Origin of the sequence: Methylobacterium isbiliense, assembly GCF_022179325.1 — a bacterium.
GTDB classification, from domain to species: domain Bacteria; phylum Pseudomonadota; class Alphaproteobacteria; order Rhizobiales; family Beijerinckiaceae; genus Methylobacterium; species Methylobacterium isbiliense.
This window is the reverse complement of the sequence record NZ_BPQQ01000037.1, coordinates 48,463-67,980: the sequence shown is the minus strand read 5'-3', so window position 1 is coordinate 67,980 and position 19,518 is coordinate 48,463. Positions and strand designations below refer to the sequence as shown.

At 73.1% G+C, this 19,518-nt stretch carries 22 protein-coding genes; 13 read left to right on the top strand and 9 right to left on the bottom strand.

The genetic code is table 11. The features are described from left to right. Positions 1 to 95 precede the first annotated feature (95 nt). Positions 96 to 752: a GntR family transcriptional regulator gene (locus tag MFF61_RS16805; protein ID WP_238236328.1), complete on the bottom strand. Its 657-nt coding sequence runs from the start codon at positions 750 to 752 to the stop codon at positions 96 to 98. A gap of 371 nt (positions 753 to 1,123) precedes the next feature. Between MFF61_RS16805 and MFF61_RS16800 the strand changes: the two genes are divergently transcribed. Then, the gene (locus tag MFF61_RS16800) at positions 1,124 to 2,533 is read left to right on the top strand and encodes a malonyl-CoA decarboxylase (RefSeq protein ID WP_238236361.1); all 1,410 of its coding nucleotides are present in this window, start codon (positions 1,124 to 1,126) and stop codon (positions 2,531 to 2,533) included. A gap of 47 nt (positions 2,534 to 2,580) precedes the next feature. Then, entirely contained in the window at positions 2,581 to 4,107 is a 1,527-nt protein-coding gene (locus tag MFF61_RS16795; RefSeq protein WP_238236327.1) for a malonate--CoA ligase, read from the top strand. A 13-nt stretch (positions 4,108 to 4,120) separates the two neighbouring features. Here MFF61_RS16795 and MFF61_RS16790 read toward each other — a convergent pair whose 3' ends face one another. The 4 genes from MFF61_RS16790 to ubiE form a co-directional block, all read right to left on the bottom strand. After that, entirely contained in the window at positions 4,121 to 4,327 is a 207-nt protein-coding gene (locus MFF61_RS16790; protein WP_238236325.1) for a hypothetical protein, read from the bottom strand. 93 nt (positions 4,328 to 4,420) lie between these two features. Continuing rightward, positions 4,421 to 5,641: a bifunctional phosphopantothenoylcysteine decarboxylase/phosphopantothenate--cysteine ligase CoaBC gene (coaBC, locus tag MFF61_RS16785; RefSeq protein ID WP_238236324.1), complete on the bottom strand. Its 1,221-nt coding sequence runs from the start codon at positions 5,639 to 5,641 to the stop codon at positions 4,421 to 4,423. Between the two features lie 167 nt (positions 5,642 to 5,808). Next, a complete protein-coding gene (gene ubiB, locus MFF61_RS16780) occupies positions 5,809 to 7,362 on the bottom strand; it encodes a 2-polyprenylphenol 6-hydroxylase (RefSeq protein WP_238236322.1) in 1,554 nt (517 codons plus the stop codon). 28 nt (positions 7,363 to 7,390) lie between these two features. Then, positions 7,391 to 8,149, bottom strand: coding sequence for a bifunctional demethylmenaquinone methyltransferase/2-methoxy-6-polyprenyl-1,4-benzoquinol methylase UbiE (ubiE, locus tag MFF61_RS16775; RefSeq protein ID WP_238236321.1), 759 nt, complete (start codon positions 8,147 to 8,149; stop codon positions 7,391 to 7,393). Between the two features lie 134 nt (positions 8,150 to 8,283). On the opposite strand from ubiE, the gene mutM reads away from it, so the two are divergent. Next, positions 8,284 to 9,177, top strand: coding sequence for a bifunctional DNA-formamidopyrimidine glycosylase/DNA-(apurinic or apyrimidinic site) lyase (gene mutM / locus MFF61_RS16770; RefSeq protein ID WP_238236320.1), 894 nt, complete (start codon positions 8,284 to 8,286; stop codon positions 9,175 to 9,177). A 93-nt stretch (positions 9,178 to 9,270) separates the two neighbouring features. After that, a complete protein-coding gene (locus MFF61_RS16765) occupies positions 9,271 to 10,119 on the top strand; it encodes a tetratricopeptide repeat protein (protein ID WP_238236318.1) in 849 nt (282 codons plus the stop codon). Between the two features lie 62 nt (positions 10,120 to 10,181). On the opposite strand, the gene map is transcribed toward MFF61_RS16765, so the two are convergent. The 4 genes from map to MFF61_RS16745 all read right to left on the bottom strand — a co-directional run bounded on the left by map (position 10,182) and on the right by MFF61_RS16745 (position 13,069). Further along, on the bottom strand, positions 10,182 to 10,934 hold the full coding sequence (gene map, locus MFF61_RS16760; RefSeq protein WP_238236317.1) for a type I methionyl aminopeptidase: 753 nt from the start codon (positions 10,932 to 10,934) through the stop codon (positions 10,182 to 10,184). Between the two features lie 114 nt (positions 10,935 to 11,048). Beyond that, the gene (locus tag MFF61_RS16755; protein WP_238236315.1) at positions 11,049 to 11,768 is read right to left on the bottom strand and encodes a glutathione S-transferase; all 720 of its coding nucleotides are present in this window, start codon (positions 11,766 to 11,768) and stop codon (positions 11,049 to 11,051) included. Next, positions 11,765 to 12,052 (bottom strand): hypothetical protein, encoded by a 288-nt coding sequence (locus MFF61_RS16750; RefSeq protein WP_238236313.1) that lies wholly within the window; start codon positions 12,050 to 12,052, stop codon positions 11,765 to 11,767. The genes MFF61_RS16755 and MFF61_RS16750 overlap by 4 nt, the downstream gene beginning before the upstream one ends. A gap of 3 nt (positions 12,053 to 12,055) precedes the next feature. After that, the gene (locus tag MFF61_RS16745; protein ID WP_238236312.1) at positions 12,056 to 13,069 is read right to left on the bottom strand and encodes a WD40 repeat domain-containing protein; all 1,014 of its coding nucleotides are present in this window, start codon (positions 13,067 to 13,069) and stop codon (positions 12,056 to 12,058) included. Positions 13,070 to 13,306: 237 nt separating this feature from the next. Here MFF61_RS16745 and MFF61_RS16740 point away from each other — a divergent pair, with 237 nt between their 5' ends. The 9 genes from MFF61_RS16740 to MFF61_RS16700 all read left to right on the top strand — a co-directional run bounded on the left by MFF61_RS16740 (position 13,307) and on the right by MFF61_RS16700 (position 19,449). Then, on the top strand, positions 13,307 to 13,720 hold the full coding sequence (locus MFF61_RS16740) for a response regulator (RefSeq protein ID WP_238236311.1): 414 nt from the start codon (positions 13,307 to 13,309) through the stop codon (positions 13,718 to 13,720). A gap of 21 nt (positions 13,721 to 13,741) precedes the next feature. Next, positions 13,742 to 14,098 carry a photosystem reaction center subunit H gene (locus MFF61_RS16735; protein ID WP_238236309.1) on the top strand — a complete coding sequence of 119 codons (357 nt, stop codon included), beginning with the start codon at positions 13,742 to 13,744 and terminating at the stop codon, positions 14,096 to 14,098. A gap of 106 nt (positions 14,099 to 14,204) precedes the next feature. Beyond that, positions 14,205 to 15,308, top strand: coding sequence for an ROK family protein (locus MFF61_RS16730; RefSeq protein ID WP_238236308.1), 1,104 nt, complete (start codon positions 14,205 to 14,207; stop codon positions 15,306 to 15,308). A 278-nt stretch (positions 15,309 to 15,586) separates the two neighbouring features. After that, a complete protein-coding gene (locus MFF61_RS16725; protein ID WP_238236307.1) occupies positions 15,587 to 16,057 on the top strand; it encodes a Tat pathway signal protein in 471 nt (156 codons plus the stop codon). Between the two features lie 59 nt (positions 16,058 to 16,116). Continuing rightward, complete coding sequence (locus MFF61_RS16720) at positions 16,117 to 16,800, top strand: MotA/TolQ/ExbB proton channel family protein (protein ID WP_238236303.1); 684 nt, start codon at positions 16,117 to 16,119, stop codon at positions 16,798 to 16,800. Between the two features lie 105 nt (positions 16,801 to 16,905). Continuing rightward, on the top strand, positions 16,906 to 17,370 hold the full coding sequence (gene tolR, locus MFF61_RS16715; RefSeq protein ID WP_238236302.1) for a protein TolR: 465 nt from the start codon (positions 16,906 to 16,908) through the stop codon (positions 17,368 to 17,370). A gap of 7 nt (positions 17,371 to 17,377) precedes the next feature. Continuing rightward, complete coding sequence (locus tag MFF61_RS16710) at positions 17,378 to 18,442, top strand: TonB family protein (protein ID WP_238236301.1); 1,065 nt, start codon at positions 17,378 to 17,380, stop codon at positions 18,440 to 18,442. A gap of 25 nt (positions 18,443 to 18,467) precedes the next feature. Beyond that, complete coding sequence (locus MFF61_RS16705) at positions 18,468 to 18,989, top strand: metallophosphoesterase family protein (RefSeq protein WP_238236300.1); 522 nt, start codon at positions 18,468 to 18,470, stop codon at positions 18,987 to 18,989. Positions 18,990 to 19,128: 139 nt separating this feature from the next. Further along, entirely contained in the window at positions 19,129 to 19,449 is a 321-nt protein-coding gene (locus tag MFF61_RS16700) for a hypothetical protein (RefSeq protein ID WP_238236299.1), read from the top strand. Positions 19,450 to 19,518: the final 69 nt, after the last annotated feature.

Sequence of the window (19,518 nt, the reverse complement as noted above, 5' to 3'; positions counted from 1 at the left end):
ATCGCCGCTGCGGAGGCGACCACGCCGCAGGAGCAGGGCCCCCGGCCGAACGCCCGCGGCGCATCCTCCTGATGCCCGTCTCCGCCTGATCCCCGTCAGGCCGCCGCGCTGTCGCGGCGCAGGCCGAGAATCAGGTCGGAGAAGCGGTCTCCCTGCACGATCACGTGCGCGCGCATGCGCTCGGCGGCCAGTGCCTCGTCGCCGGCCAGGATCGCCTCCACGGCCTCCGCATGCTCGGTGCAGGATTGGGCGAGCCGGTTGCGCGTGCGCAGCTGGATGCGCCGGAACGGGGCGAGCCGGCGGCTCAGCGCCGTGGCCTGCTCGCACAGGAAGCCGTTGCGGGACGCCCGGTAGATCACCGCGTGAAAGACGGTGTTCTCGTTGTAGTAGGCGGTGGTGTCGCCGGTCTCGGCCGCCTGCCGGCAGGCGTCGAGCGCCGCTGTCAGCTCCGCCTGATGCGACGGCGTGAGACGCCGCGCGGCGAGCCGCGCGCAGGCCGCTTCCAGCTCCGCCATCGTCTCGAACATCTCCAGCAGCCGCGCCGGATCGGGCGTGCTCACCACCGCGCCGCGGCGCGGCTTCACCTCGATCAGCCCCGTCATGGCGAGCTGCAGCAGTGCTTCGCGGATCGGCGTGCGCGACACGCCGAAGCGCTCGGCGAGCTGCACCTCGTCGAGCCTCTCCCCGGGCACCCTCACGCCGTCGACGATCTCATCCTCGATCGTCTGCCGCAGGCGCTGCGTGTGGTTCATGCGGACCGCCTCCGTTCTCCCGATCAGTATGCGCGCCGGTTGACAAAATATGCAAGAGCGCTTTCTCTGTGTGCAAGGTGGACGCGCGGCAGGGTGCTCAGCGCGGCCGGCATATCCAGAATCGCGACCCTCCGCGCCCGTTTCGGAGTCGCGATGCGGCAGTCCGGGCCTCGCCTGCCGCGTGGCGGCCAAAGATGCGGCCAAGGAGGCAGCCAAGGAGGCGGCTGATGACGGACCGAGGCGCGAAACTCTGGGGGCGGCGCACGCCTCCCCCCGCCGCCGCGGAGGCGGAGACCTATCTGTCCGGGGGCGAAGCCCCGGCAGGAGAATTGCCCGCGACGGGCAGGCGGCAGGGATGGCAGCAGGGCGACATGGTGGCGATCTCCTTCCTCGGCGACCTCCTCCAGAGCATCACGGACCGGGGCCGCGGGCTGATCCCGTTCGGCCGCGGCGAGGCGCTCTCGCGGGCCAGCGTCCCCGATCTCGTGAAGCTGTGCGAGGACCTGATCTCGCGGCGCGGCGAGGCGTCCGGCGTGGCGCTCGCACGGATCATCCTCGACCGCTACGCCACCTTCACGCCGGCCGAGCGGCACGACTTCCTGCGCCGGATCGCGGTGGATTTCGGCGCGGATGCGACCGAGGTCGAGAGCGCCATCGTCGCCTACCGCACCGCCCCGTCGCGCGCGACGCTCGGGCGGCTGCACGAGGCGGCCGAGCCGCGCTCGCAGGAGCTGATCCGCCGTCTCAACCTCGCCCGCGACGGCACGCTGGCCCTGGTGCGCATGCGCGAGGACCTGTTCACGCTCCGCGACTCCCTGAAGGCCGGCAAGGAGCACGACCCCGCCCTCGTCGACGCCGTCGCGAGCCTCGACTCGGATTTCGAGCACCTGTTCGCCTCGTGGTTCAACCGCGGCTTCCTGGTCCTGCACCGCATCGACTGGACGACGCCGGCCCACATCCTGGAGAAGATCATCCGCTACGAGGCGGTGCACGAGATCTCCGGCTGGGACGACCTGCGCCGCCGCATCGAACCCCCGGACCGGCGCTGCTTCGCCTTCTTCCACCCGGCGCTGGTGGACGAGCCGCTGATCTTCGTGGAGGTGGCGCTGACCACCGGCATCGCCTCGGCGATCGGCCCGATCCTCGCGGGGGAGCGCCAGCCGATGGCCTCGCGGGAGGCGACCGCGGCGATCTTCTACTCGATCTCGAACTGTCAGAAGGGGCTGGCCGGCGTCACCTTCGGCAATTTCCTGATCAAGCAGGTGGTGGAGGATCTCTGCCGCGAGATGCCGGCGCTCAAGACCTTCGTCACGCTCTCGCCGGTGCCGGGCTTCCGCAGCTGGCTCGACGGCGAGCGGCGCGCGGACGTGCCCCAGGGCCTCACCCGCGAGGACGTCGAGACCCTGCGACTGCTCGACCGGCCGGGCTGGCACGCCGACAAGGCGAGCGCCGAGGCGGTGCGCAAGGCGCTGATCCCGGCCGCCGCCTACTACTTCCTGCGCGCCAAGACGCCGCGCGGCAAGCCGGTGGACCCGGTGGCCCGCTTCCATCTCGGCAACGGCGCCCGGCTGGAGCGGCTCAACCACCTCGGCGACGTCTCGCCCAAGGGGCTGGCGCAGTCGCACGGCCTGATGGTGAACTACCTCTACGACCTCGCCGCGATCGAGAAGAACCACGAGACCTACGCCAATCTCGGCACCGTCTCGGCCTCGATCGCGGTCAACCGCGAACTGCGCCAGAACCTGCCGCCCGCCAAGTCGGACAAGCTCGCCGACGCGTGATGCGGCGGCCGCTGTCCGGACCTGGAACTCCCCATGAGCAACCATCCATGAGCAACCATCTCTTCGACCTCATCCGCGCCCGGCTGCCCGGCGATCCCTCCACGCGGCCCTTCCTGGAGACGCCGGAGGGCCTGCGCTGGAGCTACGCCGACCTCATCGCGGCCTCGGCCCGCTACGCCGCGGCCCTGGCGGGCCTCGGCGTCAAGCCCGGCGACCGGGTGGCCGTGCAGGTGGAGAAGAGCCCGGCCGTGCTGGCGCTCTATCTCGGCTGCGTGCGGGCCGGTGCGGCGTTCCTGCCGCTCAACACCGCCTACACGCCGGCCGAGATCGCCTACTTCCTGGGCGACGCCGAGCCGGCCCTGTTCGTGTGCGACCCGGCCCGCCTCGACGCGCTGAAGCCGGTGGCGGAGGCGGCCGGCGTGCCGCAGGTCGGTACGCTCGACGCCGCGGGCGAGGGCACGATGGCGGCCGAGGCCGCCGGCCAGACCGGCGCCTTCGTCGACGTGGCGCGCGGCCCCGACGACCTCGCGGCGATCCTCTACACCTCGGGCACCACCGGGCGCTCGAAGGGCGCCATGCTGAGCCACGACAACCTCGCGTCGAACGCCCTGACGCTCGTCGAGGCATGGCGCTTCACCGCCGATGACGTGCTGCTCCACGCCCTGCCGGTGTTCCACACCCACGGCCTGTTCGTGGCGACGAACACCGTGCTGATGGCGGGCGCGGCCATGATCTTCCTGCCCAAGCTCGATCCGCCGCGCATGCTCGCCCTGATGGACCGGGCGAGCGTGATGATGGGGGTGCCGACCTTCTACACCCGCCTTCTGAAGGAGCCGGGCCTGACGCCGGAGGCGACGCGCCGGATGCGCCTGTTCGTCTCCGGCTCGGCGCCGCTGCTCGCCGAGACCCATCGCGAGTGGCGCGAGCGCACCGGCCACGCCATCCTCGAACGCTACGGCATGACCGAGACCAACATGAACACCTCGAACCCCTACGAGGGGGACCGGGTGGCGGGCACGGTCGGCTTCCCGCTGCCGGGGGTGGACCTGCGGGTGGTGGATCCCGAGACCGGCGCGGCCCTGCGGACCGACGAGGTCGGCATGATCGAGGTGCGCGGCCCCAACGTCTTCAAGGGCTACTGGCGCATGCCCGAGAAGACGGCGGCCGAGTTCAAGCCGGACGGGTTCTTCATCACCGGCGACCTCGGCAAGGTCGACGCGCGCGGCTACGTCCACATCGTCGGGCGCGGCAAGGACCTCATCATCACGGGCGGCTACAACGTCTACCCGAAGGAGATCGAGACCGAGATCGACGCCCTGCCGGGCGTGCTCGAATCGGCGGTGATCGGGCTGCCGCACCAGGATTTCGGCGAGGGCGTCACCGCCGTGGTGGTGCGCCGGCCCGGCGCGAACCCGAGCGAGACCGAGATCCAGAAGGCCCTGGAGGCGCGGCTCGCCAAGTTCAAGCTGCCCAAGCGGGTGCTGTTCGCCGAGGAACTGCCGCGCAACACTATGGGCAAGGTGCAGAAGAACCTGCTGCGCGACGCCCACAAGGGGCTCTACGCGGCCGGGTGAAGCGGCGCGCCGGTCAGCGCCGGCGCTCGCACAGCGTCTTGACGTAGGTGGTCCGGTCCTCGCTGCGGCCGGCGCCGGCCACCAGCGTCGGCCCCATCAGCAGGCATTCCTGCGGCGAATGCGCGGGCGCGGTGATCACGTCCTGCGCGGTCTCGCGGGTACAGTCCTTCGCGGCGATCGAGGAGGCGCAGACGAGGGCGACGACGAGGATGACGGGCATGGGGCCTCCTGACGATGCCCCGGAAGCCTAAGGCCGGCCCGCTCCGCGCCAAGGCGCGGACCATGCGGTATAATGCATCGCCCCCACGTCCCGTCAGGCGCCCGCGAGGGCGGCGAGGCGCGCGACGAGGCGGCGGGCGACCTCGTCCTTGTCGAGGGTCGGCCATGTCTCCACCGAGCCGTCGCGCCCGACGAGCAGCACGGTGTTGCGGTCCCCGCCCATCACGCCGGTCGCTGCCGAGACGTCGTTGGCGACGATGAGGTCGCAGCCCTTGCGGGCGATCTTGGCGCGGGCGTTGTCCACCACCGCCTGCGTCTCGGCCGCGAAGCCGACGACGAGCGGGGGGCGCCCGGCGGCGCGCTGCGCGATGGTGGCGAGGATGTCGGGGTTCTCGGTGAGCGCGAGGCCGGGCGGTCCCCCCGGGCCCTTCTTGATCTTCTCGCCCGTCTCGGCGGCGGGCCGCCAATCGGCGACGGCCGCGGCGAAGACCGCGATGTCGGCCGGCAAGGCCGCCTCGACGGCCGCCAGCATCGCCCGCGCGGTCTCGACCCGCACCACGGCCACGCCGGGCGGATCGGGCAGGGTCACCGGCCCCGAGACCAGCGTGACGCGCGCGCCGGCTTGCGCCGCGGCGGCCGCGATGGCGTGGCCCTGCTTGCCGGACGAGCGGTTGGCGATGTAGCGCACCGGATCGATCGGCTCGTGGGTCGGCCCCGAGGTGACGAGGACGTGGCGGCCCGCGAGCGCACCCGGCGCGGTGCGGCGCTCCAGCATCGCCACCAGCGCCGCGACGATCTCCTGCGGCTCGGCCATGCGGCCCGGCCCGGTCTCGGCCTCCGCCATCGCCCCGACATTCGGCCCCACCACCGAGACGCCGTCCTGGCGCAGGAGCGCGAGGTTGCGCTGCGTCGCCGGGTGCAGCCACATCCGCACGTTCATCGCCGGGGCGATCAGGATCGGCAGCGAGGTGGCGAGCAGCACCGTCGCGGCGAGGTCGTCCGCGTGGCCCCCGGCCATGCGCGCCATCAGGTTGGCGGTGGCGGGCGCCACCACCACGGCATCGGCCTGCCGGGCGAGCTTGATGTGGCCGATATCGGCCTCGTCCTCGCGGTCGAACAGGTCGGTATGCGCCCGCTCGCCCGACAGCGCGCCGGCGGCGAGCGGCGTGACGAAGGATTGCGCCCCCTTGGTCAGCACGCAGCGCACCGCCGCCCCGCGCTCGCGCAGGCGCCGGATCAGGTCGAGCGACTTGTAGGCCGCGATGCCGCCCCCGATCACGAGCAGCACCCGCCGGTTCGCCAGCGGCAGGGTCATGCGCACCTCGGCGACCGGCACGGTCCGGACTGCATGGCGGGATCCCTCTCCTGAGGCGGGCCGACGGTCTCTGCGCAGGGGCGGGGGGTCCTTCCGGCGCGCCGCGGGTCCCTGCCCTCCGCGTGATATGTCCGGGCGCAAGGCCCGTGTCCACGCCGCCGGCCGGCTCAGCGCAGGGCGAGCAGCAGCACCGCGCCCGCGATGGCCCAGAGCCCGAGCGTCGACCACAGCGCGCGCCGCGTCTCGGCCCGGGCCCGGCGTTCGAGCCGGGCGCCCTCGCGCGGGGCGCTCTCGTCGAGGCGGATCAGCACGCGCTTGAGGCGCTGCGACAGGTCGGGGGCGTCCGCCAGCACGTCGGCCAGCGTCAGCGCGGCCCGGCCCGCCTGTTCGACCCGGCCGATCGGCCCGAGATTGCGCGCGAGCCACGTGCGCACCACCGGCTCGGCGGTGGTCCACATGTCCAGGCGCGGATCGAGCGAGCGCGCCACGCCCTCCACCACCACCATGGTCTTCTGCAGCATCACCAGTTCGGTGCGGGTGCTCATGTCGAACAGTGCCGTGACGTCGAACAGGAGCGTCAGCACCTTGGCCATCGAGATCTCGTCGGCCCGGCGCTGGTGGATCGGCTCGCCGATGGCGCGGATCGCCTGCGCGAAGTCGTCGACCGAGTGATGCGCGGGCACGTAGCCCGCCTCGAAATGCACCTCGGCCACGCGCCGGTAGTCGCGCAGGATGAAGCCGAGCAGGATCTCGGCGAGGAAGCGGCGCTCCTTGATGCCGAGCCGGCCCATGATGCCGAAATCGACCGCCGCCAGGCGGCCCATCGGGTCCACGAACAGGTTGCCCGGATGCATGTCGGCGTGGAAGAAGCCGTCCCGGATCGCGTGGCGCAGGAAGGACTGGATCACCGTTCGCCCGAGCGCCGCGACGTCGTGCCCGGCCTCCACGATGGCGGGCCGGTCGTTGAGGCGGATGCCGTCGATCCACTCGCTCGCCAGCACGTCGCGGCCGGTGAGCTCCCAGATCGGCTGCGGCACCCGGAAGTCGGTGTCGCCCTTGATGTTCTCGGCGAATTCCGAGAGGGCCGCCGCCTCCAGGCGCAGGTCCATCTCCATCGCCACCGAACGGGCCAGCGTCTCGACCACCTCGCGCGGGCGCAGCCGCTCCGCCTCCGGGCGCAGGATCTCCACCACCCGGGCCATGAAGCGCATCGCCTGGATATCGCGGGCGAAGCGCTCGCGCACGCCCGGCCGCATCACCTTGACGGCGATGGTCCGCTCGGACCCGTTCGGCTCGCGCATGCGGGCCTGGTGGACCTGGGCGATGGAGGCGGCGGCGACCGGCGCGCTGAAGGACAGGAACACGGCGGTGATCGGCCGCCCGAGCGCCTCCTCCACGGTGGCGACCGCGATCGCCTGCGGGAACGGCGGCACCCGGTCCTGCAGCCGCTCCAGGTCCCGCGCGGCGGCGACGCCCACGATGTCCGGCCGGGTCGCCAGGAACTGGCCGAACTTGACGTAGGATGGCCCGAGCCGCGTCAGGGCGGCGGGCAGCCGCGCGGTGGGCCCGAGGCCGCGGCGCTCCAGCTTGCGGCCGAGCCGCAGGAAGACCCGCAGGTGCGGCGGCAGCGCGGCGGCGTCGACGAAGGCGAGCGCGCCCTCGCGCGCCATCACCCAGCCGACCCACAGGCCCCGGACGAGGTGGATGACGGCGCTCAGCAAAGCGGGCGGGCTCCGGTCGCGCGGCCGCTCACGCGAGCTTCCAGCCCGAATGGATGGCGCAGATGCCGCCGCTGAGCCGGCGGTGCGAGACCCGGGCGAAGCCCGCCTCCGCGATCATGCCCTCGAAGGCGCCGGGCGTCGGGAAGCGGCGGATCGATTCGACGAGGTAGCGGTAGGATTCCTTGTCCCCCGCCACCCATTCGCCGAGGCGGGGGATCACCCGGAACGAGTAGGCGTCGTAGATCCGGTCGAGCCCCGGCACGTCGACATGCGAGAATTCGAGGCACAGGAAGCGCCCGCCGACCCGCAGCACGCGGTGGGCCTCCGCCAGCGCCCGCTCGATGCGCGGCACGTTCCGGATGCCGAAGGCGATGGTGTAGGCGTCGAAGGCGCGGTCCGGCAGCGGCAGCGCCTCGGCATTCCCGGCCACGAAGGCGATGCGCCCGCCGAAGCGCCCGCCCGCCCGCTCGCGCCCGACGCCGAGCATCGCGTCGTTGATGTCGAGCACGGTGACGCGGGTGTCGGGACCGCCCGCCTCCAGCGCCCGGAAGGCGATGTCGCCGGTGCCCCCCGCCACGTCGAGGAGATCGAAGGGCCGGGTGCGCGACGGGCGCAGGGTCGAGATCAGGGCGCTCTTCCAGGCCCGGTGCAGCCCGCCGGACATCAGGTCGTTCATCAGGTCGTAGCGCTGGGCCACCGACCGGAAGACCTCGTTGACGCGCCCCTGCTTCTCGTCGAGGGGGACGCGCGTGAAGCCGAAATCGGTCCGGCTCTCGTCGGCAGCCATTGCGTCGGTCCTCTCGCCGTCCTCTCGCCGCCGCCTCCATAGCGGGTGAGCGCCGGAATCACCATCTCGGGCGGAAGGTCGGCGGGTGCGGTTCTTCGCGCCTGCCGCAGCGCCCTCGTCCCTCCCGGAGTGCCATGCCCGAACTGCCCGAAGTCGAGACCGTGCGCCGCGGCCTCGAACCCGCCCTCGTCGGGGCGCATTTTTCCGAAGTGCGCCTCGCGCGGCCGGACCTGCGCTTTCCCCTGCCCCCGCGCTTCGCCGCGCGCCTCACCGGCCAGCGGGTCGAGGCCCTGTCGCGGCGCGCCAAGTATCTGGTGGCCGACCTCTCGTCGGGCGAGGCGCTGATCATGCACCTGGGCATGAGCGGGCGCTTCGACGTGGTGCTGCCGGACGGGCGCCAGGTCTCGCCCGGGGACTTCTACCTCGACGGAGCGCTGGGCCAGTCCAAGCACGACCACGTCGTCTTCGGGCTCTCGAACGGCGCCCGCGTGACCTACAACGACGTGCGCCGCTTCGGCTTCATGGACCTCGTGCCCGCGGCCGACCTCGCCACCTGCCGCCACTTCGCCGGCATGGGCATCGAGCCCCTCGGCAACGCATTGTCGGGCGAGACCGTGGCGCGCCTCTTCGCCGGCAAGCGCACGCCGCTCAAGGCCGCGCTGCTCGACCAGCGCCTGATCGCGGGCCTGGGCAACATCTACGTCTGCGAGGCGCTGCACCGGGCGCGGCTGCATCCGGAGGCTCCGGCCGGCAGCCTCGCCGACGCGGCCGGGCGCCCGACCCGGGCGGCGGGACGGCTCGCCACGGTGATCCGCGAGGTGCTCACCGAGGCGGTGGCGGCGGGCGGCTCCACTCTGCGCGACTACGCCCACACGGACGGCAGCAAGGGCGCGTTCCAGAACGTCTTCCGGGTCTACGACCGCGAGGGGCTGGCCTGCACGGCCCGGGGCTGCCGGGGCGTGGTGCGGCGGATGGTGCAGGGCGGGCGCTCCACCTTCTTCTGCGAGACCTGCCAGACGCGGGCTTGACGCGGCGCAGGCGGCACGGCGGGGTTGATCCGCGCCGCAACCTCGGCATCCTGGCGGGGTCCGGGCCCGGAGCCCGCCGCAGCCATCCGCGCCATGAGGCTCGTCAACACCCTGGTCGACCGCGTGCTGGAGCGGATCCGCTTCGCGCCGCCGCCGACGCCGCCCTGGGATCCGCTCTACGCGCGGCCGATCGCGGAGCTGATGCGGCTCGCCGAGGACGGGGACGGCGCGGCCGCCTACGTGGTCGGCGACATCTTCGACCAGGGCTACGACGGCCTGCCGTGCGACCGCCGCCGCGCCCTGCACTGGTACCGGCTCGCCGAGGAGACCGACCAGCCCGACGCCCTCAACAACATCGGCAGCATGTACCAGCACGGGCACGAGCTGCCGCGCAGCCTCGACATGGCCCGGCGCTACTACGAGCGCGCCGCGGCGCTCGGCTGCGGCACCGCGATGAACAATCTCGGCCGCTTCTATCTCACGGGCCAGGGCGGCGTGCGGCGGGACCCGGCCGCGGGCTTGGCGTGGCTGCGCAAGGGCGCCGCGCGCGGCGACACCGACGCGATGCTCGGCCTCGCCCACGCCTACGGCACCGGCACGCAGGTGCGGCGCAGCCCCCTGCGCTTCCTGTACTGGAACCGCCGCGCCGCCGCCTGCGACGACGGGCGGGCGGTCTACAACCTCGCGGTCCAGTACGACGACGGCGAGACGGTACTGCCGGATGCCGGGCGGGCCGTGCGCCTCTACGAGCGGGCGGCCTGCCTGGGCAGCGCGTCGGCCGCCTACTGGCTCGCCCGCAAGCATCTCGACGGTCGCGGCGTCGCGGCCGACCCCCGGCAGGCCTACCGGCGCTTCCGGCAGGCTGAGGAACTCGGCCACGAGAGCGCGGGCGAATGGGCCGACGACCTCCTGGAGACGCATCCGGAGTTGCGCGACGGCTGAGGCGCGGGCCCGCTCCTGGCTCATCCCCCGCGCCGGCGCAGCCGCCCCGCCCGCCCCGCTCCCTACCGGGCCGGAAGGGTGAGGATCAGCGGTCCCTTACGGGTGGCGACGACGGTGTGCTCGTACTGGACCGTGGGCGCCCGCGGCTCGCTGTAGAGGGTCCAGGGGCCGTCGCCGTCTTCGGCGAACTCGGCGCCGAGGGACAGGAACGGCTCGACCGTGAACACCAGCCCGTCCGCCATGATCCGGCGCTCGGAGGCGTCGGGCCAGGTCGCGATCTCGGTCGGCTCCTCGTGCAGCGACAGGCCCACGCCGTGGCTGGCGAGGTTGCGCACCAGCGTGTAGCCGTTCTTGCGCGCGAAGGCGCCGACCGCCTGGCCGATGCCCGCGAGCGGCTTCCCGGCCCCGACCTGACGCAAGCCCGTCCACATCGCCCGGCGCCCGTCCGTGCAGAGCCGCTCGACCGCCCGCGTCACGGGCGGCACCGCGAACGACGCCCCTGTATCGGCGAAGAAGCCGTCCTTCTCGGCGGAGACGTCGATGTTGACGAGGTCGCCCGGCCCGATCCGGCGCTCGCCCGGGATGCCGTGCGCGACCTCCTCGTTGACGCTGATGCAGGTCGCGCCGGGAAAGCCGTAGACCATCTCGGGCGCCGGCCTGGCCCCGGCCGCCTCCAGGACCTTCCGCCCGATCCGATCGAGGTCGCGCGTGGTCATGCCGGGCTCGATGGCCTTGCCCATCGCCTCCAGCGCGATGGCGACGATGCGCCCGATCTGCTTCAGCCCCGCCAGGTCGTTCTCGCTCGACACCGTCATGTCGCGTCCTTTCGCCGGATCTGATGGGATGTCCACCGGGCGGTTCCGCCATCGGGACCCGCCGACGCCCGAACCGCGGCGCCGTCGCGGCGGCGCCTCGCCTCGGTCCCGGCTCTAACCGTCGAGTTCCGGGTAGCGCCGGAAGATACCGTGTTCGTTGAAGGGCTCGCGGCGCTCGCTCGCCAAGTAGGCGGCGACGCGCGGGCGTCGGGCCACGGCGGCATGCAGCGCCGCGACATGCGGCGTGCCGGCCAGGACCCGCGCGGTCGCGGCCGGAAAGGCGTAGCGCAGCCCGTCGACGAGCTGGAACAGCGACAGGTCGGCGTAGGTGAGGCGGCGGCCGACGAGCTGCCCGGGACCGGCCGGGTTCGTCGCCAGGACGTGCTCGAACCAGCCCAGGAAGGCCGGCAGGCGCTCCGCGCGGAACGCCCCGGCGCGCCGCGCGGCCTCGGGCTTCTGCTCCTCGTAAGGGAGGCTCACGGCGATCGGGTGATGGGTGTCGTGCACCTCGTTCACCGCGTCCGCGATCGTGAGCTGCATCTGATGCGTGCGGATCGCCTGCGCGGCGCCCTCGCCCGCGAGGTCCAGGCGCGGCCCGAGATGCAGCAGGATCGCGGCGGTCTGGCCGATCAGCAGGTCGCCGTCCCGCAGGATCGGGCAGGCAAAGGCCGGGCGCGGACCGTCCTCCGCGAGGAGGTCGTGCAGGGCCTCGAACCCCCCGGCCTCGTCCGAGCGCGCGACGTCCCGGTAGGGCGCGCCCGCCTCCTCCAGGGCGAGGCGCACGAACTCGCCGCGCCCCTGGATGCCGGGCCAGTAGTAGAGGTCGTACGTCATGGCTCCGCCTCCCTCGATGGACGCGGCGCCATGGCCGCCGCGACATCCGCCTCGCTCACCTGCTCGACCGGCTTGCCCACCTTCACGGCCTCAGCCCGGAGCCCCGGCCGCAGGATCAGGATGACGGTCTCGGTCCCCGGGCAGGCCGGGTCGGCGCAGACGATCTCGTTCACCGTGAGCGCGACCTCGGAGCCGAAGCCGCCGAGGCGGCGCGCCGCCTCCGCCACGCGGCTGCGCGCGGCGCCGTCGGGCCGCGGGCGCCGGAAGGCGTCGAGGAGGCCCATCGCTCAGCGCGGCAGCGTCAGGAGGCCCGCCTGCCCGTCCGCGCAGCCGAAGACGAGGTGGTCGCCGCGGCCGTCCCAGGCCAGCGCCGTGACCCCGCTGCCCCTCACGGCCGGCCGCACCAGCAATTCGGACGCGTCCGTGAAGCGCACGAGCAGGATGCAGCCGTCCTCGTAGCCGACCGCCAGCACCGGCGCCCGCGGGTGGAAGGTGACGCGCGAGACCCGGGCCGGGCGCACGCCGCATTCCCGCGGCTGCTTGCCGGTGGGTCCCTCCTTCGTGTCGAACGGCCAGACGATCGCCGCCTCCGCGCCGCTCGTGGCGAGCCACTGCCCGTCCGCCGACCACGCGAAGGAGCGCACCTTGGCCGGGTAGCCGCTCATGCGCATGTGGCCGCGGTCCGGCTGGAGGCGCCAGCCGTGCAGCGCGTTCTCCTGCATGGTGGTGACGACGAAGCGCCCGTCGGGCGACCACGTCACGTCGATGTGCGACCCCTTCCAGCTCAGCGCCTCGGGGGTGGCGTCGAGGTTCGGGTACCAGAGCGTGGCGCCGTTGTAGTGCGCCAGCGCCAGCCGGTAGCCTTTGGGGGCGAAGGCGAGGCCGCGCACGCTGGAGGGCGCCTCGTGGAGGCGCTCGCGCCCCTTGGCGTCGCGCGCCGTCACCCGCTTGCCCGCCGCGAAGGCGACCGCCCCGTCCGGATGCAGGGCCAGCGCGTCGATCCAGGCGTGGCCCGTCGCGGTGGCCAGGGTGTCGGTGGCGCCGTCCGCCGTGGTGACGGCGATGCGCCCGTCGTCGCCCCCGGTCACGAGGCGCCGCCCGTCCGCGGCGGCCACCAGGATGCCGCCCTCCGGATGGGCCGCGACGCGCCGCGTCTCTCCTCCGGCCTCGACGAGCAGCACCGCCCCGTCGCCGAGCGACAGCGCCGCCCGCTCGCCGAGCCAGTGCGCCCCCGTCACGTGGGCGCCGGCCGCGATCCCGGTGACGGCCTCGGTCAGGGACGGGGCGGCGGTGGCGCTCATGCTCTGCGGTCTCGCGCTCGAAGGGTCGGGGCGACCGGCCTGTCACATGGGCGCCCGCGGCGCAAGGTCGAGGGCGCGGGCGGCGCGGCGCGCCCGACCGCCGGCCCCGCAGGGTTAAGGCTTCGCTCACCACATCCGCGCAATTCGACGGAGCGCCCGCGAACGGCCCGCCGGCGGAGCCGTTCTCCTCAGGCGACGGTCGAGGCGGTCGTCGCCGTCTGGAGTCGGAGTTGCGTCATGATCCAGCTTGCCTGCGCCGCCCTGGTCCCGCCCCCGGTCCCCGCCGCACCGCCCGAGACGGTGCTGGTGGTGGAGGACGAGGCGGTGGTCCGCGAACTCGCCGCAGCCGCCTTCGAGGACGAGGGCTACCGGGTGCTCACCGCCGCCGACGCCCACGAGGCCGGACGCATCCTGCAGCGGGAGCGGGTCGACATGCTGTTCACCGACATCGACCTCGCCCGCAATACCGACGGCGTGACGCTGGCCCGCGCGGCGCGGCGCCACAGGCCGGATCTGCCGGTTGTCTATACGTCAGGAGGGCGGCATAGGCTGGCCGAGGGGGAGGCTGTGGCCGATTCGGTCTTCGTGCCGAAGCCCTACCGCCCGAGCGAGATCGCGGCCCTGGCCAACCGGATCCTCGGACATTCCTGAGCCTCGGAGCCTCGACGTCCCATGCGCGCCCCCCTGGTCCTCGCCGGCTGCCTCCTCGCCCCGGCGCTCGCCGCCGCCCAGCCGGCGCCCGCCGTCTGCCCGGTGGTCGGGCTGCGCCTGGAGGAGGAGATCGCCAAGGCGCCGCAACTGCGCGAGCCCGCCAACGAGCAGACGGTGCGCGACCTGCGGACGCTGCGCGACGCCGGCATCGTGCTCGATGCCTTCGGGTATCCGGCCGAGTGCGCCCGCGTCGCCGCGATCCTGCGCGAACTCCTCGACAATCCGCGCAAGGCCATCGGCCAGGGGGGAGACACCGACGAGGACAAGGCCGAGGCGATCGAGGAAGCGCGCAGCCCGAAGGCCGGCACCAAGAAATGACAGACCGCGCACCCTCAAGCTGAACCGTTCGGCCGCTCGTCCGTTATGGCGGGGGGCCCGCCCTGCGGCGCGGGCCCGAAGGCCCTCCCGCACGGCAGCACGCCCGATGGCAGCACGCCAAGATGCAGCACGACAGGATGTCGTCGGGTCCGACTTCCCGCACGCGGCGGCCCGCCTGCCGGCGGTCGTCGTCGACAGCTACAACGTCGAGCTGCGGCAGGCCGACGACGAGGGCTTCATCGGCGACCGGGTCAGCAAGGGCGCCTTCCGCGACCTGATCGAGGATTGGCGCGAGCGCCTGCGCCGGATCGGCGAGGACCCCCTCGGCCTCGAGCCGAGCCGGACCATGACCAAGAAGACCTTCGACCGGTTTCTCCTGGAGGGACCGCCGGAGGCCGCGGGCGTGGTCCAGGGCGCGGTGGAGGACTTCGCCCAGGAACTCGCCACCGTGGTGCGCCGCTTCCTGCGCCAGAAGGGCTGGCGCGACACCGAGCGGATCGTGGTCGGCGGGGGCTTGAGCGATTCCCGGGTCGGGCGCCTCGCCATCGGCCGCGCGAGCGTTCTCCTCAAGGCGGCGGGCCTCGACCTCGCGCTGGTGCCGATCCGCCACCACCACGACGAGGGCGGCCTGATCGGCGCCGTGCACCTCGCCCCGTCGTGGATCTTCTCGGGCTACGACAGCCTGGTCGCGGTCGATATCGGCGGCACCAACATCCGGGTCGGGATCGTCGCCACGAATCTGCGCAAGGCGCCCGACCTGTCCCGTGCGGCGGTCTGGCGCTCGGCCCTCTGGCGTCACCGGGATGAGGATCCGCCGCCCGGCCGCGACGCGGCGGTGGCTCGGCTCACCGCGATGCTGGAAGACCTCATCGCCCGCGCCCTCAAGTCCGGCCTCGCGCTCGCTCCCTTCATCGGGGTCGGCTGCCCGGGCCTGATCGAGCCCGACGGGCAGATCAGCCGCGGCGGCCAGAACCTGCCGGGCAACTGGGAGAGCAGCCGCTTCAACCTGCCCCAGGCCCTGCGCGCGGGCGTGCCGGCGATCGACGGACACCCCGTGATGGTGGTGATGCACAATGACGCGGTGGTGCAGGGCCTGAGCGAGGTGCCGTTCCTGCGCGACGTACGCCGCTGGGGCGTGCTGACCATCGGCACCGGCCTCGGCAATGCCCGGTTCAGCAACCGGGCGGAGCCGGCCGGCCACGGCCGATGACGCCGCTCTGCCAGAATAACAATCTGGAATTACTCTGAGTTTCGCCGCGAGACTTGATCCCGCGCGGCCATCTCGGCTAGTGCATCCCCGCCGGCGGCCCGGGGGACGGACCGGCCGGCCCACGAACGAGAGCGGAGCGCGCTGCCGGCGTGAGAGCGGCGGACGGGACCTGCGGCCTCTTCCGGATGGGAGGGCGCGGCGCGGGAGGCTTCGTGCGTGGCGATGGCGGATGGGCGGGCCTTCCGGATCCCGGCTGGCCCGGAGGGGAGACGACAGACGTGTTCACCCAAGGGATGCCGTGGTTCCGTGCCCGGCTCGGGCATTTCGCCCTCGATCTCCTGTTCTGCCTCGCGATCTCGTTCGTGATGGTCGCGTCCGCCCTGGCTCAGGCGCCGGAGACGCCGTTGCGCGTCGAGCTGAACAAGCTCGAGACGGTGGGCGACGCCTGCCGCGCCATCCTCGTCGTCGAGAACGGCAAGGGCGGTCCGATCAAGTCGATGAAGCTCGACCTCTACGCCTTCGACACCGACGGCGTCGCGCAGAAGCGGGTGCTGGTCGAACTCGGGCCCCTCGCCGCGCGCAAGACCGTGCTGCGCCAGTTCGACATCGCCCCCGCGCCCTGCACCCAGGTCGGCCGCCTGCTCCTCAACGATGTCGTGGCCTGCGAGGGCGCCGACCTCAGCCGCGAATCCTGCCTGGAGCGCATCGAGCCGGCCTCCGCCAAGGGCGCCGCGCCGTTCGTGCGCTGAACGCCCCGCCTGCGGCCCCCCGCGCCCGCGCCCCGCCACCGCCTTCGAGGAGATCCGCGATGGATCCGACAACCGCCCCGGCCGCCCACGACCTCAGCTTCGTCGGCCTGTTCCTGCAGGCCGACCCGATCGTGAAGGGCGTGATGATCCTGCTCGTTTTGGCCTCGATCGCCTGCTGGACGGTGGTGATCGACAAAATGGTGCGGATCGCGGCGGCGCGCCGGCAGGCGAAGGCCTTCGCCGAGATGGTGGCGAAGGGCGGCGGGCTGGAGGACGGGCGCCGTGGCCTCGCCGCGCGGGTCGTCGCCGCCGCCCAGGAGGCGTGGCGCGACCAGGACCCGAGCGAGACCCGCGCCGAGCGGCGCGAGCGGATCGAGCGGGCGATGCGCGCGGCGCTGACCCAGGACCTGAAGCGGCTGCAGGCCGGCCTGCCGCTGCTTGCCACCTCCGGGTCGGCGGCGCCCTTCGTGGGCCTGTTCGGCACTGTCTGGGGCATCATGAACTCGTTCGCCTCCATCGCGAAGAGCCAGGACACCAGCCTCGCGGTGGTGGCCCCGGGCATCGCCGAAGCGCTTTTTGCCACCGCGATCGGCCTCGTTGTCGCGATCCCCGCCGTGGTGGCCTACAACAAGCTGTCGGGTGACCTCGCCAAGGTGCAGGCCGCCTTCGTGGCCGCCATCGGCACCCTCGGCAACCGGCTCGCCCGCGACCGCAGCCATCACGCCCGCAACGCCGCCGAGTAGGCCCCGCCCGGCGCAACGCCGCCGAGCTTCCTGTTCCTGCATCCGTCTCGCCGCCGGAACGGTGACCGTCGCGACGATGAATGCGCAGAGTCCGGAGACCGCCCGATGGGCATGGGACCCCTGCAGACCGGCGCGGGCGACGAGGACGACTTCGACGCCGCACCGCTCTCCGAGATCAACGTCACCCCGATGGTCGACGTGATGCTCGTGCTCCTGATCATCTTCATGGTGGCCGCCCCGCTGATGACGGTGGGCGTGCCGGTGCAGCTGCCGAAGACCGCCGCGGCCAAGACCTCGGAGAACAAGAAGCCCGTGGTCGTCTCGGTGGACAAGGACGGCCACGCGTTCCTCGCCAAGGAGGCGCTGCCCCCGGAGGGCGCGCTCGCCCGGCTGAAGGCCGTGGCGGCGGAGGATCCCGGCCAGACCGTGCTGGTGCGCGGCGACAAGGACGTACCCTACGGCAAGGTGATGGAGGTGATGGGCCTCGTGGGCCAGGCGGGCTTCGCGAAGGTCTCGCTCATCGCCAACGCACCCGGCGGCGCGGCGCTGCCGCCCCCCTCCCCCCGATAGGTTCCGCATGTCCACCCGCGCGACGACGGACGGCCCGCAGCAGCCGGGTCCGGGCCTCGCCCTGGCCTTCCTGGTCGCCCTGCTGCTGCACGCCGGCGCGCTCGGGGTGATCACCTACTGGCGCGGCGCGGCGCCCACGCCGCCAGGCGAGAACGAGGTGACGATCGACCTCGCGCCGCCCCTGGAAGCTGTGGAGGTTCCCAACGAGTCGCAGGACACGGTCTCGACCCCGCCGCCGGCCGATCTCCCCCTGGAGCAGAAGCCCGTCGAGCCGCCCGCCGCGCTGACCGAGGTCAAGCCGCCCGAGACCGTGGCGGAGGCGCCCCCGGAGCCCGTCACCGAGACGAAGCCGCCGGAACCCGTGGCCGAGGCCAAGCCCCCCGAGACGGTGATGGAAGCGCCGCCCGAGCCTGTGGCGGAGGCCAAGCCACCCGAGACGGTCGCAGAGGCGTCGCCCGAGGCCGTGCAGGCGGTGGAGCCGCCGCAGGAGCAGGTCATCACTTCGACCAGCGAGGCGGCGCAGGCGGCCGTCCCGCCACCGCCGGCCGTGGTCGCCCGCCCGGTGGAGGAGCCCAAGCCCCCGGTGGTGAAGCCGCCGCCCAAGCCCAAGCCGGTCGAGAAGCCGGTGCCGAAGCCCGTAGAGGCGAAGAAGCCCCCGCCGCCGAAGCCCATGCGCGAGGTGCGCCGCGAGACGCCCAAGCCCGCCGCCGAGCGCGCCACCGAGCCGCAGCGCCAGCGCCGCAGCACCGCCTACGCGTCGCGCCAGAGCGCGACCGGCAGCGCCGCCGCGCCGGCGGCGGCCGATCCGGGCGCCATGCGGATCTGGGGGCAGCAGATCCAGAGCGCCATCCGCGGCCGGGTGCGCAATCCGGGCGGGGGCGGCGGCACGGTGACGATCCGATTCACGGTGGCGCGTTCCGGGCGCGTGCTCGGCGCCTCGCTCATCGGCAGCAGCGGCAACGGCAGCCTTGATGCGGCGGCGCTGGCGGCGGCCAGCGGCTCCCTGCCGGCGGCCCCCGACGGCGTCACGGTGGCGCAGCAGAGCTTCTCGGTGCCGCTGCGCTTCCAGTAGGGCGCCGAGCGGGTAGGCTGCCGCCATGGCGGTCTATTTCACCAGCGACACCCATTTCGGCGATCCGCGGGTCCTGCGTATCGACCGCAGGCCCTATCCGGACCTTCCCGCGCACGACGAGGCCCTCGTGGCGCGCTGGAACGAGGCCGTGGCGCCGGGCGACACGGTCTGGCATCTCGGCGACTTCGCGCTCGGCCCGAGCCCCGAGCGCATCGCCGCGCTGCTGGCCGGCCTGCACGGCGAGAAGCACCTCATCGTCGGCAACAACGATGGGGCGGCGACCCTGGCGGCGCCGGGCTGGGCCTCCGTGGCGCATTACGCCGAGATCGACGTCGAGGGGCACCACCTCGTCCTCTGCCACTACGCCTTCCGCACCTGGAACCGCATGGGGCGCGGGGTCATCAACCTGCACGGCCACTCGCACGGCAGGCTGAAGCCCGTGCCCCGTCAGTACGATGTCGGCGTCGATGCCTGGGAGTACCGGCCCGTCGCGCTCGGCACGATCCTGACGGCGCGGCGGCGGCGCCCCGCCGCAAGCTCGGCTTGACCAACATCTGAGCAGGAATCCGCGGAACCCCTTCCGCATCGCGTCGTTTCTCGGATGCCAGTTCGAGCAGTGCCACAAGTCTCCACTGACGAGACGGAAGGCCTCGCTGCCCCATCCCAGATCTCGACGAGTATCGCCGATGTCGATTCTGTCACGTGTCGTTGTGTGTTCGCTAACGGCCGCGCTTGCCGCGACGGCCGCCGCTCCCTCTCTCGCCCAGCCGGCCTGCGTCGGCGCTCAGCGCAAGCTCGACGAGGCGGCCGCCTTCCGCTTCCAGGCCCGCCAGGACGCGCGGATCGGCGATCGCGACCGGGTCTGCGACGCCCTCGGCGACGCCGAGGATCGCTACGAGGATGCCCGCGACCGCTTCGATGAGTGCGGGCTCGGTCTCGCCGCCATCGATCTCCTGGGCGCCTTGCGCTCGGTGCGCCTGGAGAAGCGCAGCTTCCGCTGCGACTGACCGGGTGCGGTCCCGCACAGATAGCCAAGCCTGCTTCGCCCATCACTGTCATCACGCGCTGCACCGCAG